This is a genomic window from Pumilibacter muris, from assembly GCF_943193045.1.
In the GTDB taxonomy this organism is placed as follows: Bacteria; Bacillota; Clostridia; order Christensenellales; family Pumilibacteraceae; genus Pumilibacter; species Pumilibacter muris.
Genome location: NZ_CALPCN010000008.1, coordinates 14,190 through 30,642 on the forward strand (window position 1 = coordinate 14,190; position 16,453 = coordinate 30,642).

At 46.2% G+C, this 16,453-nt stretch carries 18 protein-coding genes and 1 riboswitch; of the genes, 10 read left to right on the forward strand and 8 right to left on the reverse strand.

Going from position 1 to position 16,453, the window contains the following annotated elements; translation table 11 throughout:
• Positions 1-49: 49 nt before the first annotated feature.
• The 6 genes from NFR62_RS08945 to NFR62_RS08970 all read left to right on the forward strand — a co-directional run bounded on the left by NFR62_RS08945 (position 50) and on the right by NFR62_RS08970 (position 4,554).
• Positions 50-343: a nucleotidyltransferase domain-containing protein gene (locus NFR62_RS08945; RefSeq protein WP_251617604.1), complete on the forward strand. Its 294-nt coding sequence runs from the start codon at positions 50-52 to the stop codon at positions 341-343.
• Positions 336-737: a nucleotidyltransferase substrate binding protein gene (locus tag NFR62_RS08950; protein WP_251617606.1), complete on the forward strand. Its 402-nt coding sequence runs from the start codon at positions 336-338 to the stop codon at positions 735-737. Before NFR62_RS08945 ends, NFR62_RS08950 begins: the two co-directional genes overlap by 8 nt.
• A gap of 31 nt (positions 738-768) precedes the next feature.
• Positions 769-2,181 (forward strand): recombinase family protein, encoded by a 1,413-nt coding sequence (locus tag NFR62_RS08955; protein ID WP_251617608.1) that lies wholly within the window; start codon positions 769-771, stop codon positions 2,179-2,181.
• Between the two features lie 136 nt (positions 2,182-2,317).
• On the forward strand, positions 2,318-2,995 hold the full coding sequence (locus tag NFR62_RS08960; protein ID WP_251617667.1) for an ABC transporter substrate-binding protein: 678 nt from the start codon (positions 2,318-2,320) through the stop codon (positions 2,993-2,995).
• A gap of 21 nt (positions 2,996-3,016) precedes the next feature.
• Complete coding sequence (locus NFR62_RS08965; protein ID WP_251617611.1) at positions 3,017-3,766, forward strand: ABC transporter ATP-binding protein; 750 nt, start codon at positions 3,017-3,019, stop codon at positions 3,764-3,766.
• Complete coding sequence (locus tag NFR62_RS08970) at positions 3,763-4,554, forward strand: ABC transporter permease (RefSeq protein ID WP_251617613.1); 792 nt, start codon at positions 3,763-3,765, stop codon at positions 4,552-4,554. Before NFR62_RS08965 ends, NFR62_RS08970 begins: the two co-directional genes overlap by 4 nt.
• A 62-nt stretch (positions 4,555-4,616) precedes the next feature.
• Here the strand turns inward: NFR62_RS08970 and NFR62_RS08975 are convergent, their stop codons facing one another.
• The gene (locus NFR62_RS08975) at positions 4,617-5,423 is read right to left on the reverse strand and encodes a hypothetical protein (RefSeq protein ID WP_251617616.1); all 807 of its coding nucleotides are present in this window, start codon (positions 5,421-5,423) and stop codon (positions 4,617-4,619) included.
• Positions 5,424-5,513: 90 nt separating this feature from the next.
• Between NFR62_RS08975 and NFR62_RS08980 the strand changes: the two genes are divergently transcribed.
• A complete protein-coding gene (locus NFR62_RS08980; protein WP_251617619.1) occupies positions 5,514-5,717 on the forward strand; it encodes a helix-turn-helix domain-containing protein in 204 nt (67 codons plus the stop codon).
• A 12-nt stretch (positions 5,718-5,729) separates the two neighbouring features.
• Here NFR62_RS08980 and NFR62_RS08985 read toward each other — a convergent pair whose 3' ends face one another.
• The 7 genes from NFR62_RS08985 to NFR62_RS09015 form a co-directional block, all read right to left on the reverse strand.
• Positions 5,730-6,731, reverse strand: a complete 1,002-nt coding sequence (locus tag NFR62_RS08985; RefSeq protein ID WP_251617620.1) for a hypothetical protein — start codon at positions 6,729-6,731, stop codon at positions 5,730-5,732.
• Positions 6,732-6,823: 92 nt separating this feature from the next.
• A complete protein-coding gene (locus NFR62_RS08990) occupies positions 6,824-7,603 on the reverse strand; it encodes an HD domain-containing protein (protein ID WP_251617621.1) in 780 nt (259 codons plus the stop codon).
• A 16-nt stretch (positions 7,604-7,619) separates the two neighbouring features.
• Positions 7,620-8,423 carry a hypothetical protein gene (locus tag NFR62_RS08995; protein WP_251617622.1) on the reverse strand — a complete coding sequence of 268 codons (804 nt, stop codon included), beginning with the start codon at positions 8,421-8,423 and terminating at the stop codon, positions 7,620-7,622.
• Between the two features lie 14 nt (positions 8,424-8,437).
• Complete coding sequence (locus tag NFR62_RS09000) at positions 8,438-10,093, reverse strand: tetratricopeptide repeat protein (RefSeq protein WP_251617623.1); 1,656 nt, start codon at positions 10,091-10,093, stop codon at positions 8,438-8,440.
• A 31-nt stretch (positions 10,094-10,124) separates the two neighbouring features.
• Complete coding sequence (locus NFR62_RS09005; RefSeq protein ID WP_251617624.1) at positions 10,125-10,829, reverse strand: class I SAM-dependent methyltransferase; 705 nt, start codon at positions 10,827-10,829, stop codon at positions 10,125-10,127.
• Positions 10,826-12,079, reverse strand: a complete 1,254-nt coding sequence (locus tag NFR62_RS09010; protein WP_251617625.1) for a YesL family protein — start codon at positions 12,077-12,079, stop codon at positions 10,826-10,828. Before NFR62_RS09010 ends, NFR62_RS09005 begins: the two co-directional genes overlap by 4 nt.
• Positions 12,080-12,106: 27 nt before the next feature.
• Positions 12,107-13,231 carry a M20 metallopeptidase family protein gene (locus NFR62_RS09015; RefSeq protein ID WP_251617626.1) on the reverse strand — a complete coding sequence of 375 codons (1,125 nt, stop codon included), beginning with the start codon at positions 13,229-13,231 and terminating at the stop codon, positions 12,107-12,109.
• Between the two features lie 66 nt (positions 13,232-13,297).
• Positions 13,298-13,480, forward strand: a riboswitch (Lysine riboswitch).
• 112 nt (positions 13,481-13,592) lie between these two features.
• Between NFR62_RS09015 and NFR62_RS09020 the strand changes: the two genes are divergently transcribed.
• The 3 genes from NFR62_RS09020 (at position 13,593) to dapB (ending at position 16,373) form a co-directional block, all read left to right on the forward strand.
• Positions 13,593-14,588 (forward strand): aspartate-semialdehyde dehydrogenase, encoded by a 996-nt coding sequence (locus tag NFR62_RS09020; protein ID WP_251617628.1) that lies wholly within the window; start codon positions 13,593-13,595, stop codon positions 14,586-14,588.
• 74 nt (positions 14,589-14,662) lie between these two features.
• Positions 14,663-15,547, forward strand: coding sequence for a 4-hydroxy-tetrahydrodipicolinate synthase (gene dapA, locus NFR62_RS09025; protein ID WP_251617630.1), 885 nt, complete (start codon positions 14,663-14,665; stop codon positions 15,545-15,547).
• 85 nt (positions 15,548-15,632) lie between these two features.
• Positions 15,633-16,373 (forward strand): 4-hydroxy-tetrahydrodipicolinate reductase, encoded by a 741-nt coding sequence (dapB, locus tag NFR62_RS09030; protein WP_251617632.1) that lies wholly within the window; start codon positions 15,633-15,635, stop codon positions 16,371-16,373.
• Positions 16,374-16,453: the final 80 nt, after the last annotated feature.

Consider the following 16,453-nt stretch of genomic DNA (forward strand, 5'->3'; position numbering starts at 1 on the left):
TAAAAAATCAGTAGACTTTAAATATGGCTAATGCTATAATACAAACAGTATGGATAACAGCAAAAATCTTCTCTCGGTAATAACCGCCCACTTCGCCCGCTACTCCTCAATAGAAAAAGCGGTGCTTTTCGGTTCTCGGGCGCGGGGCGACAACACCGAACGCAGCGACTACGACATTGCCGTGTACGGCGATTTAACGCACAGTGAGCGTGTGGAACTACGCTATATATGCGATGAAGAACTTCCCACTTTGCACAAAATAGACTTAATTTTCATGCAGGAACAGTCACCGTCTAAATTCACCGAGAATATAGAAAAGGAAGGTGTTAAAATTTATGGTTAAGTCCGAAAATAAATTAGAAAATTTTTCTACCGCGAATAAACGCCTACACGAAGCGATTACCGCTTATAAAAATAATAAATCAAACGATTTATACCGCGACGCTCTTATTCAACGATTTGAATTTACATTTGAATTAGCATGGAAAACCACCACTGAAATTTTAAAAGAGCAAGGCATGGCATCGCCTTTCCATTCTCCGAAATCTGTTTTTAAAACAGCTTACGAAGTAGGTTTTATAGAAGACGAAAACGTATGGGTGAAAATTCTTGAAGACAGAAACTTTATGAGCCATACTTATAATTTGGAACTCGCGGTTCGCATTTCCGACGACATTTGCAATCACTACGGCAAAGCAATGAACAACTTGTTAAAAAAATTGAAAGAAACTCTATGATAGACAACGGGCGCAAAAGGAGACGTTTATCGTGTCGAATATCAGAACTGCTCTATATTGCCGTGTGTCCACTCTCGAGCAAGCTACCAAAGGATATTCGATAGGCGAACAAAAAGAAAAGTTGCGGCACTATGCCGAAGCGCAAGGGCACACGATTGCGGGAATATATTCGGACGAGGGCTTTTCGGGTAAAGATTTAATGCGTCCCGAAATGGAACGGCTCATAGCCGACGTAAGCGCGGGCAAAATCGACGTTGTGCTTATTTATAAGCTCGACCGTCTTTCGCGCCACGTTAAAGACGTTTTGGAACTCGTGGAGTTGTTCGAAAAATACAATGTGTCGCTTTACTCGCTTAAAGAAAACCTCGACCTCTCTTCCCCGTTCGGACGGGCGGCGCTGAAAATGTCGGCAACGTTCTCCGAGCTCGAACGCGAGACTATTGTAGAACGCATGGAAATGGGAAAGCACGCCCGTGCGAAAAGCGGAAAATACTCGTGTCCCGGCAAAGCTCCGTTCGGCTACAAGTTGAATAAAGAAACCGACAGGCTCGATATTGTGCCCGAAGAAGCCGACGCCATTTGCGACATGTACGCAAAATACATAGAAGGCTATTCGTTTCGAAAACTTTACGCCTACTGTAAAGAAAAATATCCCGACATACGTTTTTTCTCGAACTCCATGTGTTGCAAACCCGTTGTGGAACGCCCCTTATACGCGGGCTATTTTATGCACAGAGGCGAGCTTATAAAGGCGACGAACTACGAGCCTATTATTCCGTTCGAGACGTATTTGCAGGCACAGGAAGCCGTTAAACGCAACACGGCAAGGCGCAAACACGATAACACGCCGTATATACTCACGGGACTAATCGTTTGCGGCAAATGCGGACGCGCTTTTTGCGGCAAACGCAGAACTCATAAAGACGGCGCCGACGTTAAATATTCCTACACCTCTTACGGCTGTTCCGCTCGCTTAAAATACAATAAAGACGAGCACGGCTCCCGTCCTTGCGAAAACGAAATATACCCCGCCGACGAACTTGAAAAGCTCGTAGAAAATTCGGTGCTCAATTTTTCGTTTACCGACTTTGTTACTCCAAAAGCAACAACCGGACTCATCGACAAATTATTGTTTGAAAACGGCGAACTTAAAAAACAAAAAGAACGCATGCTCGACTTGTATCTTTCCGAATCAATCGACAAAGACACATACGCCGAAAGATTCGACGAACTACAAAAGCGTATTAAAAAAAATCTTGCGGTGATTGAAAACGAAAAACAAACTCTCGCTTCTTCTCCCACCGTTTCAATAGAATTTCTCAAAAAACGGCAACGCGAATACCCTACCGCCTCTAAAAAAGACAAGCGGCATTTTTTGCAACAAATAATAAAACAAATTGTTATAAACGGCGAAAAAATTACAATAAATTGGAACGTTAAATAAAATTCCCTTTACTTTCTCCTCTAATTTCATAAAGTATAAAATTGTAAGATAGCTAATAATTTTTAGGTCTTTTTTCGAAGTAACGCTATACTGCCATGTTGAAGGTCAAAAAGACTATCCCGTCATTTTCGGTCAGCTGACGCAGCGCGACGGTTCTTTTCTTGTTGCAAAAAATCCCGAGCCGGATTTTAAATGGGAAGACACTGCGGGTAAACACATTCTTGCGGGCAGAAAAGGCGGAATGCCCGCTATGACTCTCGAATACGTTATGAACCAAGCCGGCGTAGACACTTCGGGAAGCAATTTCGACACAACCGTGCAGTTCGACGTTATGGTGGGCGCGTTCGAAGGAAACAACGCTTGCGATTACTGCACCATGTTCGAACCTACGGCGTCGGAATTCCAAGCCGCAGGCAAGGGCTATATTGTGGCGAGCGTGGGCGAAGCAAGCGGCTTTGTTCCCTACACCGCTTTTTCGGCTAAAAAAAGTTACATTGCCGAAAACAAAGACACCGTAACCGACTTCTTGCGCGCAATAGTACGCGGCTACAACTATATTAAAGAAAACGATGCGGAAACTGTGGCGAAAGCTCTTGAAAAATCGTTCTCGGGCACTCCCCTCGATTCCATTGCGGCGGCTATAAAGAACTATTCGGGCATAGACGCTTGGTGCCATTCCCCCGTTATGAAAGAGGCGGATTTCGTTAAATTGCAAGACATTATGGAAAACGCGGGCGAACTCAGCGGACGCGCAGATTTTTCCGTAGCGGTTGACAATTCCATTGCAAACATAGTTGCCGCCGAACTGCTTTAAGAAGGCAAAGGAATAACCGCTATGGAAATACTGAAGATAGATAACGTATCGCTGATTTACCAAACGAACGAAGCCGAAACGCAGGCTTTGCAAAACGTTAATCTTTCAATCGAAGACGGCGAATTCGTTGCAATCATCGGACCGAGCGGTTGCGGAAAAACCACAATATTAACTCTTATATCGGGGCTTATGAAACCCACGAGCGGAGCTATTTACCTCGATGGAAAGCTAATCGACAAGCCTGTGGGCGACATAGGTTATATGCTTCAACGCGACCACCTGTTCGCTTGGCGCACCATTCTTTCCAACGCTTTACTCGGACCGGAACTTCAAAAAAAGAAAACTCCCGAAACAATAGAGTACGTTAACGGGCTCATAGAAAAGTACGGATTGGGCGAATTTAAAAAAGCGTATCCGCGACAGCTTTCGGGCGGCATGCGCCAACGCGCCGCGCTTATTCGCACTCTCGCCTACCGCCCTAAAATTTTACTGCTCGACGAGCCGTTTTCCGCGCTCGACTACCAAACGAGACTGTCGGTGTGCGACGACGTGCACCGAATAATAAAATCAGAAAAGAAAACCGCCGTGCTCGTAACACACGACATATCGGAGGCAATAAGCTTGGCGGACAGAATCGTTGTGCTATCTCAAAGACCCGCCACCGTGAAAAAAGTGTACACTCCGAATATAGAGGGAACGCCGCTAAAACGGCGAGAGGACAAATCGTTCTCGCGGTGGTTCGACGTAATCTATAAGGACGTAAGCACATGAAAAAACGAACGCTGAGAGAACAGTATTTGTTCGATAAAAAGAAAGACAAACTTATAATACTCGCTATTCAGATTGCCGTGCTCGTGCTGTTTTTCGGTTTGTGGGAACTGCTTGCTCGGACGGGCGCAATCGACTCGTTTATCACGAGTTGCCCCTCCCGCATGTTAAAAACACTCAAATTGTTGGCGCGGCAAGACCTGTTTAAACACATGGGCATAACTTTGCTCGAATGTGTGTGCGGGTTTGTGCTCGCAACTCTGCTCGGCACGATAATAGCAATTTTGCTGTGGTGGTCAAAAACGCTTAGAAAGGTTCTCGAACCTTATCTCGTTGTTTTGAACTCGCTACCCAAAATCGCGCTCGGACCTATAATAATAATCTGGCTGGGCGCAGGCTATCAAGCGATTATAACAATGACGGTGCTTATTTGCATCATCGTTACAATCATGAGCGTGCTGGCAGGATTCATGGAATGCGACGAAGACAAAATTCTCTTAATGCGCGCTATGGGAGCAAACAAGTTTCAAATCCTTTTCAAGCTGTTGCTTCCGAGTTCGCTTCCCAATCTAATTTCCGTACTAAAAATCAACGTGGGACTTTCGTGGGTAGGCGTTATAATGGGCGAATATCTTGTGTCGAGCGCAGGACTCGGCTATCTCATCATATACGGCGGTCAGGTGTTCAAACTCGACCTCGTTATGGCGAGCACAACCGTTTTGTGCCTGCTTGCGGCGCTAATGTACGCCTCTGTTGCGCTACTTGAAAAACACGTTAAAAAATCAAGATAAACTCTGCAAGTACAAAAAGGCTTCTTCCCTTTTCTTAGGAAGAAGTCTTTTTTGCTAAAAATCTATTTCTTTTCTTTGCTCTTTCTTATTTTTTCACCGCAAACTTTACAAATGTCAAAATAATCAACATACGTTGTAGTTCCGTAATGAGTTGTCCATTCGCCCTTTTTAATATCATATTCCAAACCGTCATCGCTTACTAATTTACCTACAGTTCGTTCTTCATAATCATCGTAATCATAGTCTTGAACTCTTTCATTTTCGCTATTTTTAACTTTTTCCAAACAGAACATATTCCCGCATTTAGAGCATCTTTCATCTCGCTGTACCCCACCATGACTGTGATAGAATGCATCTTTATCTTTATTCAAACGCATAATTTTAACATAACATTGTATAAAAAACAATCCCCAATAAATAACCCACAAAAACAAAATCCACAAATCCAACCCTATAATTACAGTTTTATCTAATAAAACTATCCCTCGAATTGCCCCCGCAAAACCTACCGCAATAAAAAGAATACCAAAAATTAAGAATATCTTTTTCCCTTTAAACTCTTTTAAAAGTTGCTCGCTGTCCGCTTTGTTTAAATATAATTTATTGCCTTTACAATACCATTTAATGCTCCTAACGCAATCATACCAATCAATATCATCCCCAGAAATTTTTAATCCGTATATAAGTATCAATATTGCAGTTGCAAAAAGCGAAACAAAAAAAGTAATAGTTTTAATAAAAATTCCTGTTATAAAAAAAGCTATTTCCAAAACTGTCGCTACAATAAATAAAATATTCGTTGTATTTAATGCTACGCATTTAAACCTTGCAAACGCGATTTTACTATTCATATTTGCTGCTTCTTTCATGCGTTCTCCCAAAAACTTTATACTATATATTATAGGTGAGAATTCTTCACTTGTCAAGCAATTAGGTGAGAATTCTCATATAATATTCATATGATTATCGGTAAACGTATCAAAGAATTGCGATTACAAGCAGGCATAAGCCAAAAAACGTTAGCGGAAAAAATCGGTGTGAATAAACGCGCCGTAATCTTTTGGGAACAAGAAATCAACGAACCCAAAGCGTCTTATGTTCGTAATTTAGCCGTATTTTTCGAAGTGTCGGCAGATTATTTGTTGGGAATTTCCAACTATTAAAAACTTCAAAAATCAAATAGTGCGAACTTTTTTCCGTTTCAATAACGGGTATTTTTCTGTTTTTCGCATATAGTGAGCACACACCGCAACATACGCTATTCCCAAAACGCCGACAAGCGGATAGAATAACGAGACTACTCGCGTAAAGCCCAAGAACGAAAACACGGTGCCCGCTATAATTACTACGGCGGAATTAAAAATCTTCCCCGCGAATTTCCCTTCCAAATAGCCGCAAAGTCCGCCTACCGCAGTAAGCATTGTTGTGAAAATACTTATTCCCGTAACTATGCTCAATATAACATACAACCACTTGCCCGCGCCCGACGAAATTTCGAGTATGGGCATTTCGGCGGCGTAGTTCCCAGTGCAATTAAGAGCCGTTATAAGTAACGCCAACAAAGCTGTGATAAACGCAGCCGCAAGCGCGCTGCTCAATATAATCTGTTTTTTGCTGAGTTTGCCGAGCGTTGTGAGCACAGTGGACGCAAGCATCATGTTCATGCTCACATATACCGCGCTTATGGGAAAAATTCTAAAACGGAAAACGCCCAAAGAGGCGTCCATTATTCCCGTTTTAAACGCGCTGAAACAAACTGCGGCAAGCGAAACTATTATAACGGGCACAACAAGAAAATTGCAGTCGAGCATTCCTTTGGCTCCGCGCCCCACTATAAACGCGCAAACAATCGCGGCAACCGTGCCGAAAACGGGAACGGGCACGAGAGACCTGCAAAGACTGTTAAAGCCCGCAACCATTGCCGAAAGCACTATCAAATTGTTAAGCAGTAAAAAGCCGTCGGCAACAAAATGATATTTTCCGAGCAAAACTCCGTTCACTTTATCGAAGCTTTTTTCGCCTATTTTTGCGCCCGCCGTTAAAAACAACACGCATGCCGCAAAAATAATTATACCGCAAACGGGAGCCACAAATACGGAAATACCGCTTCCGAAAAAAGAAACGATTTCTCTACCCGAACAAAAGCCCGCTCCTATCATGGTGCCTATTATGAGCATCGCGATTGAAAAAATCCTACGCATACTATACTCTATGACGCGTAGGATTTCTTTATTCTGTTTTTCGACTTTTTTCGCAAACGACTTTATTTCTATTTTTTATCGTCGGCGCTGCGGCTTACCGATTTGCACGGCGACGCCGTTTCCTCTTCGCTAACTTCTTTTTCGCCTACGGCAAGTTGCGGTTCCGCCGCAACGCTCTTCTGACGGTTTATAACGGCGCCGTTTATCATCAACTCGAAAACGCACCCGAGAAATTCCGCCGCCTTCTCGCAAAGCAAAATTCTCGTAAGATATATTTGCATATAGTCCATTGTGGAAGAAATGTCGTCCATAAAAATAACGAGCCGGATTTTTCTTTTTTCCTTATCTACCACAAGATAGTTCTTTTTTATAGCCATATTCACTCTGTCGTGAATATCGTTGTAGTCGAACGTCTTTTTTCTAACTCGGCTACGGTGCGCGTCCGACTTATCCGCAATTATAAGCGCCGCCGAAATAGGATTTACCGGCAGTCCCGTTTCCTCTTCATGGTTGCCGATTGCCCCTATGATAAGGGCAATTTCGTCTATTTCCATGTGCATTCGGCTCAACGCATCGTAGGCAAGCGTAGCGCCCGTAAGTCCGTGATGCTTGCGGTTAATCGCGTTGCCTATGTCGTGAATCCACCCCGCTATTGCGCCGAGTTCAACGGTGCGCTCTTCGTAACCGAGCTCCGAAAGAATGTTCGCCGTAGTTTTTGAAACATAGCCCACATGGCGCAAACCGTGCTCGGTGTAGCCCATGTGTTCGAGGTTGGTGTTGGCCGCGTCTATAAGCTTGCGGAATTCGTTATTCGCCCGTATCATTTCAAGCGTGAGAATTTTTCGCACTCGTTCACTTCCTTTTTTATCCGAGATTTTTAATTACGCCGTAATAAGGGTCGTCCGAAAAGTCGCGCGTGTCGTCAACCACGCCGCCCATACGTTCTATGGCGTTTTTGATTTCTATATATTCCATGTAGTTGCAAGTGTCGAGCGCGCGATACAGCATTGCCGACGCGCGTTCGTCTCCGTATTTTCCTATTAACCCCGCATAAAACGGTATATTATCGCCGAGAGCGAACAGTTCTTCGAGAAGTCTTAAAGTTCTGTCGTCGCGCTTCGCGTTAACGAGCACTTCGGCAATCATTCCTTTTTGCGCGGGAGTCGCATTCGGAATAAGACGGTACAGCCTGTCCGCAACGGCGTCGGCATGTTCGCACATAACCTCTATGGCTATTTCGCGCAACCCCTCGTCGGCGGCTTCGTTACATATAAGTTCGGCGTAAACGTCGAGAGGATGTTCGGCGCCTATTTCGGTTAGCAAATTCGCCGATATTATTCTCGCTTTCGTGTTGCGCGACGTTCGAACAATATCTTGCAAACCTTGCACGCATTCCCGCTTTTCGGAAATTTTATCCAAAAGCAACGAACTCGGATTGCCCGCGCCGTCGCACGCCGACACCATTAGCTTTATAAGGTCGGGAGCGTCTATATTGTCGAAAAACAAACGCGGCGAAAGCCCGCTGAGTTCTTCGAGAGGTTGGTTAGCCCACTCCTCGTAAAGCGTGGGCATTTTGTCTTCGAGTTCGTCGTCGTTCTCCAACTCCTCGCGGTGAGCGTCGTACCACTTTATTGCAAATTCCTCAAAGTTTTTATCGAAATCAAACATTTTATCTTCCGCCTTTAATTTTTATTTTTCGGTTCTCTCGCTTTTTTCTCCGACATGTTTTTGTATTTGAAATACGTTTCTTTATCCGCTCCGAAAAGTTCTATGCAACATTCGTCGTCGTTCAAAGGATTTACTTTTCTAATACGGTTGGCTATAACCGCCGCGAGCGCCACTTCGTTTATATCGAACTCTCCGCCGAGCAAAGAGAGCAACTTTCCGAACACCGCGTCGAACTCGCGTTCGAATCCTTCGCACCCGAAAAGCGCAACGGTAGAGTACGCAAGATAGTATGCGTCTTTCCATTTTCCGCTTATTCGCGCGGGCGCTTTTCCCGTAAGCGGACGGCAAATATCGCGGCAAGTCAAATAAAGCGGACGCTTTTTAAACCTTTTGAGGGCAATCGGCAAAAGAATACGCTTATCCGAATCGGGAAACAACGGGTCCATAAGACAATCGCGTATATATCTCTCGAAAAACGGAACTTCCGCCACAATATCGCACAATATGCGTTTGGAGTTGTCGCTTCCCGCTTGAAAAATCATTAAAATTCCGACGCGCAAATCTTCTTCGCGCAGTTTGGCTTTAAGCGCGTTTCTGTTGTCGCCGCATTCGGCAAGCACTCCGTTCAATTCTTCCAAAATCTCGGCTTCGGCGTCGGGCGGCAGTTCGCAAGTAAGCGGAAAATCCGACGGTCCCGCAAGTTTCGATATAAGGCGGGCGTATACTCTAACGACCGCGTCGTAAGGATAAAGCGCTTGAAGCGTTACCATTGTTTTGCGAGCTTCCCTAAGCTCTCCGCAATTAGCGAGCGCTACGGCATAACAAAGCGTAGGGCTGCGAAGCGGCGACATGCGCGAAAGTTTGCCGCCGAACTTCACTATAATGTCGCTGCGTCCGAGTATCGCCGCCATACGAATTATCTGACCTATTCCCGTTATATCGTCTACCGCGCAAGCCGAAAGCTCTTGTAAAGCCGATTCGTATTCTTCCGTGCGCCCGAGCTTGTAAAGAGCGAGAACAGTGTTTACCGCCGACTCCACTCCCGAACAGTATTTTTCCGCTTTTTCGGCGCAATTCAACGCCTTTTCGTGCTCGCCCGCCGCATTATACAGCGCCGATAATTTGGAATTGGCTTCGCCGTAAGACGCGGTGCCTTCGGGAACCATTTCAAGCATTTGTCTGGCAAACTCGAATTGCCCCGCTTCCAACAACCGTTTTCCGAGTTCGAGCATATTCTGTTCGGCGGTAGGTTCCACCTTATATTCGCGTTGAGCGTAAAACTGCGTTGCGGCGTCAACAAAATCCAACTCGCGGCTGAACCCGCGTTTTGCCGCCATGTCCATATAATATTTGAGCGCGTCCTCGTTTCCGCCCGTTCCGAACGCGTCTATAAGCCCTATTATGCTGTCGAACGCGGCTTCGGGAGAACTGTGCGAAAGCGCTTTGTAATACATAAGCTGCGTTTCCCGCATAAGATTTAAATCGCGGTAACAGCAAGCCATTTCCACTTCCAAAACGGAGCGGAAATCGTCGGCGTTAGACGCTTCCACAAGTTTATAAGCCTCGCGGTAGCTTTTGAGCGCGTCGATAAAATTATCGCTCTCGTACTGGTTTAATCCGCGCGCATAATAATAATCTATATCAGGTTTGAATTTTACAACGGTACCCAATGTTCGTTCTGTCTCCGAATAAATCCTCTTCTTATTTTTTCGCTATAAAAGCTATTCTCTCGGTTTTCTCGGTAGGTTTCGTTCTCTTTCCGAACGCGTAAACTTTAACGTCTTTAAAGCCCGCCGCCGTCAGAGCGTTTTTCACTTCGTCGGTTTTTAAAATATACTGCGTTTGCGTTTCGCACGTCTTTATATATGTTTCGCCGCACGGAGAAAATACCGTAAAATCTATAATAAGCCTGTCTCTTTCTCTGAAATTCCGCCAAATGTACGTTATATCTTGTTTCGTTTCCGAAAAGGTGTTGCCGGCAAGCACGTTTTTAAGCTTGTATTCGCTGCTTATGTCGAACGCGAACACGCCGCCGCAAGAAAGCAATTCGTAAATTTTTCGAAACGCTTTGTTAATATGCGGAACGTAATTATAAACGTCGTTGGCGGCAAGCACAAAATCGAGTTTGTGAAGCGCGGGCGGATTAGAAGCGTCGCCGAGCACAAATTTTATAACACGCCCCGCTTTCGTCGCTTTTTCGGCGGCTTTGCCAAGCATCCCCGCGCTGCCGTCAACTCCGTAAACTTTGTAGCCTCTGCGCTCTAATTCAAGCGTGAGCGCGCCCGTGCCGCACCCCAAATCCATTCCCTCGCCGCGAGGCAAAAAACCGCAATAATAGTCGGCGCGAATAGCCGCGTCGTCCTCGCCGAAAAGGTCGTAAACTTCGGAAAGCGCGGTATACATCATTCTTCCGACTTTTCCTTTTCGTCGGCTTGGGCGTTCGCCCCCTCTACCGTCTGTTTAGAAACGCTTCCAACGCGTTCCGACTCGGCGGGCAAAGCCGCCGGTTCGTCGTCGGGTTCTTCTTCGTATTCGGCGTCTATACTGCGTTTAACCGCCTCTTTCTCCTGTTCGAGCCTCAATAGGTCGGCGCGAGAGAAACTTGTTGGCAAAGGCGTAAACGTTTCGCCCTCGTCTATGCTCGTAATCTTTTTAGGACGCTTTTTGGGATTGTTAAAACGTATGTTCTTGTTCTTTCTGTCGCGCTCTTCGGCGGCTTTTTCGTCGGCTTCGGTCTTTTTGTACATGCCGCGATTTTTCACCGCGCCCTCCACTTTGTCGTTAATAAACTTATCATACGCCCAATGAGCATATACGGTCCACAAAAGGATAATATAAGCGAATCCTATAAACGCAAATATAAGCAAGCCGAAAATTGAAAGAAAACTCGGCAGCACAATCAAAAGCACTATGGGAATTGCGCTTAAAATAAGCATTATGAGGTTTGTAGGCAACAACGCTATCGCAAACAAAAAGCTGTTTTTTATAAGAGCCCACATTTTGAGTTTGTAGGTTACCGCCTGAGTGGTTAAAAAGATGAACATACTCAGCAAAAGCACGAATTGAATAACAGACACCGCTATGCCTATTACTCGCCAAGCTATGTGAATTTCCGTCATGTTGTTATAAATGCCGACGTTCGCCATAACCAAAAACAGCGAAATTCCCGCGAACAACGACGAGAACAGGAACGGTAAAAAGTTCATTTTTATGCCGCGAAAGAAATGCCCCGCAACGCTTGTCCCCTCACCCCAAACAAGTCTGCGCATAACGTAGAACGCGCCGCTAAGCCCCACGCTCGCCACCATTATGCACGGAATAAGTACCAAATAAGTTTGAAGGTCGAACTGAAACGCCCTGCGTTGCCCCAAAGCTATAACGTCGGTAATTATGGGATAACCTATTCCCACGTTTCCCGAATACGGCAAAAGCGAACCGTCCATTTGCTTTACCATTTGCATTATAACAACCCACGCTATTGCGGGCAAACAGAACAACAGCACCAACAAATTGATTTTTACTATTGCGCCGAAGCGGTTGAAGAACACGTCTTTAAAAAGCTGAAACCGAGTGCCGGGCAACTTGTCGGGCGTGAAGTCGGGCAAATTGTCTTTACCCATTGTAAGTCTGTATATAAGACCTTTTTTTTGCGCCATTTGTTTCTCCTTTATTCTTTTAGAAAGCTATCGGTCGAAAATCAGCTTTTCGTATATTTCCACGCCCGTAAGAAGCGCGGTTTCGTCGAACCCGAAAGTGTCGCTGTGCAGCGGCGAAGTGTGCTTATCGTCGCGACACCCGAGCCACAGCATACAGCCGGGAATTTTTTGCAGATAAAACGCGAAATCTTCGGCGGTAAAACGGGGCTCGCATTCGAGAACGTCGGCAATCTTTCTAACTTTTGCAAGCGACGCGGGATTATTCACAAGCGGAGGATAAACCGCGTTTACCAAAACTTTGTGTTCGGTGCCGAAAAGGTTGTCGGTCTCCACCAAACGGTTTTCTATCCGCATCATAACCGCATCGAGGTCGGCTCTGTCGAAATACCGCAAAGTGCAATACGCCTTAGCCGAATCGGCAACAATATTGCGCGCCGTTCCCCCTTCGAGTTTTCCTATATGAAAAACCGTATTTCTTGCTCGGTCGGCATTACATTCGGCGGATTTCGAATAAAAAGTTACAGCCGCTTTAAGCGCGTCGTTGCCGTCCGAAACGTTTGCGCAGTGGCAACTCTTTCCCATAAAGCTCACGTCGAATTCTGCGGTTCCCGCAAACATGGCTCCGTCGGTGGAAGCCACTTTGCCTATTTCGAGTTCGGGGCAAAGATGAAAAGCGAAAATTTCGTCTACGCCTTCGAGCGCGCCCATATCGAGCATTTTTTCGGCGCCGCCGTCGCCCTCCTCTCCGAACTGAAACACAAGCCGCACGTTTGTTTTGGGTCGGCGAACCGAAAGCATATCGGCAACGCACAAAAGCATAGCGGTGTGCCCGTCGTGCCCGCAAGCGTGCATATTGTTTCCGTCGGCTTTAAACGGGCAGTCCGATTTCTCCGTTATGGGAAGCGCGTCTATATCGCAACGAAGCGCTACGGTTACCGAGCCGTCGTCGCCTTTAACGTCGCACACAACGCCCGTGCCGTACTTGCGGAACTTGTGCTTCATTCTGCCGAGCTCGTTCGCTATAAATTCGCTCGTTTTAAACTCGCACTCGCTCAGTTCGGGAATTTTATGAAGCGCTCTTCGCACGTTTGTGAGGTAGTCGATATTTCCCATAGTAAGATTATATACTATATCACACGATTTTTCAATCAAAAACGACGACAAAATGAAATAAATGTTTTAAGCGATTGACTTTTATGCTCTCTTATGGTATTATACGGGTGTTAATGAGGAGCGTAGAGCAAGAGTAACAAGAAGTTACCGTTACCGCAACGGGCTTGCGAAAGGGTGTCTACGCCGAAGCGAAAGCCGCTAAGCGGAAAAGGCGGCGTTCGTTGGGTGCGCGGGATAACACTACGCAACTGTCGCGGGCGAATTGCCTTGCGGAGCACATTAACCGAGTCGGATTTGCGAAAATCGTGTGTACGGCGGCGGTTATTGTGCCGCCTTTTGTTATTTCCGAACCGAAAGTAACATACGCGAAACGCTTAACATATAAAAAAGGAGAATAAGAATGAAACAGTATACTGTGGCTGTAGTAGGCGCAACCGGAATGGTGGGCAGAAAAATGCTTCAAGTGCTCGAAGAACGCAAAGTTCCCGTAATAGAACTTGTGCCTTTCGCGTCGAAAAGAAGCGCGGGCGGAAAAATAAAATTCAACGGCAAAGAATTCGAAATCGTAGAACTCACCGAAGAAAACGTGCGCGCGCGCAAGATAGACTTCGCACTCTTTTCCGCAGGCGCGTCGGTTAGCAAACAATTCGCTCCGATATTTGCCGAATGCGGCGCAGTTGTAATCGACAATTCCAGCCAGTGGCGCATGGAACCGAATATTCCGCTCGTTGTGCCCGAAGTTAATCCTCACGCCATAAAAAAAGAAAGCGGCATCATAGCAAACCCCAACTGCTCAACAATTCAAGCGGTTGTCGCTCTCGCTCCCCTTCACCGCAAATTCGGAATAAAACGCATTGTATATTCCACCTATCAAGCGGTTTCGGGCGCGGGGTTGAGCGGCTATAACGATTTGGCGGACGGCATAAACGGCGCGGCACCAAAAAAATTCCCGCTCCCCATTTTCGGGAACGTGCTGCCGCACATAGACGTTTTTCTTCCGAACGGCTACACAAAAGAAGAAGAAAAAATGATAAACGAAACGCGCAAAATACTCGGCGACCAAACGCTTCGCATAACCGCAACAACTGTGCGGGTACCCGTGTATTACGGACACAGCGAAAGCATAAACATAGAATTCAAAACACCCGTAACGGCAAAGCAAGTGCGCGAGGCGCTTGAAAACACGAAAGGCATAGTTGTGATGGACGACACCGAAAAAGGCGTTTACCCCACTCCGCGAGAACTTGCCGACCGCGACGAAGTTTTCGTAGGCAGAATACGCCAAGACGAAAGCGTTGAAAGCGGCGTAAACCTTTGGGTTGTTGCCGACAACATACGAAAAGGCGCCGCAACCAACGCGGTGCAAATTTTGGAACACATAATCGCAGAACGTTAAATATTAAACCGCATTCGCGGGCGTGTGCCGCGAAAAACGCGCCAAACGGCGCTATAAATTCAGGGAGGCAAACAATGTCTTTATTCAACGGTTGCGGCGTGGCTCTCGTTACGCCGTTCGACAAAAACGGCAATGTGGATTTCGAAACTCTCGACTGCCTTTTAACCCACGTTATACAAGGCGGAGTGAACGCGCTGTTCGCGTGCGGAACTACGGGCGAACCGAGCACAATGACAAAAGAAGAACGCGAGGCGGTGATTTCCGCTTGCGTTAAAAAGGCTAACAAAAAAATACCCGTATTCGCGGGAAGCGGCGCCAACAACACCGCCGAAGCTGTGGCTTTTTCGCGCAGGTGCGAAGATTTGGGAGCGGACGGACTTTTGGTAGTTACTCCCTACTACAACAAGTGCACTCAAAACGGCGCCGTTCTGCACTATAAAGCGATTTCCGACAACGTGCATATTCCCGTTATAGCCTATAACGTTCCCACTCGAACGGGATTTAATTTGCAACCCGAAACAATAGCCCGACTCGGCGACCTTAAAAACGTGCGAGGCATCAAAGAAGCGAGCGGCGACATAGACCAAGTTCTTGAAGTGGCAAGACTCACGGCGGGAAAAATGGATTTTTACAGCGGCGACGACAGCTTAACCGTTCCCGCTATGTCGCTCGGCGCAAAAGGCGTTATAAGCGTTGCGGCGAACGTAATTCCCAAAGAAATGAGCGAACTTACCAAGCTGTGCGAACAAAACAAATACGCCGAAGCGGCGACGCTCGGATTTAAAATAAATCCGTTCGTTAAAAAGTTGTTTTGCGAGGTGAACCCCATTCCCTGCAAAAAAGCGTTGCAACTAATGGGAATAAACGTTGGCGCTCCCCGACTTCCGCTGACCGAACTCGAACCCGCGCACACAGAAGCGCTCGCCGACGAGATGAAAAAACTGAAACTTATTAAATAACTTTTTTATAAGCGAACTGTTGCGACAACTATTTAAGTTACAAAGCGCGCGTTTAAGAAACGCGTTACAACAAGGAGAAATTAAAATGAATGTGTTCATTGTGGGCATTAGCGGAAAAATGGGAAAGGTTATTTGCGAACGCGCCGCCGAATTCGGAATATCGGTTTCGGGCGGACTCGACAGAGTTGCGGAAGGCAAGTTCCCCGTTTTCGACTCCGCAAAAGACGTAAACGTGCCCGTAGACGCCGTTATAGACTTTTCACGCCCCGAAACGCTCCCCGAAGTAATTGCGCTCGCAAAACGTTTTAATTGCCACTGCGTGCTTGCCACGACGGGATACGATAAAAAGCAAGAAGAGCAAATCGAAAAACTTTCCGAACTCGTGCCTGTGTTCAAATCCGAGAACATGAGCGTGGGAGTGAACGCGCTTTCTATGCTTGCCGAAAAAGCCGCCGAAGTTTTAAAAGATTTCGACATTGAATTAGTTGAAAAACATCATAACCAAAAAGCCGACGCGCCGAGCGGCACGGCAAAGCTTTTATGCCGAGCGATTGAGCGCGGAATAAACTATACGCCCAACTACCTTTACGGACGCGAAGGCAATGTGGGAAAACGTAAAAAAGGTGAAATCGGTGTTCACGCTGTGCGAGGCGGCACAATCGTCGGAGAACACGAAATAGCGTTTTGCGGCGCCGACGAGGTTGTAACCCTTTCCCACTCCGCACTTTCGCGCAAAATATTTGCCGACGGCGCACTGCGTGCGGCTCTGTGGTTGTCGGGAAAGAAACCCGCAATGTACGACATGCGCGATATGCTCAACCTATAATAAAAAAATAAATAATAACCTCTTTCAAACATAAAAAAGTTCTCGGTAAAAACAACCGAGAACTTTTTTTATAAACTAAT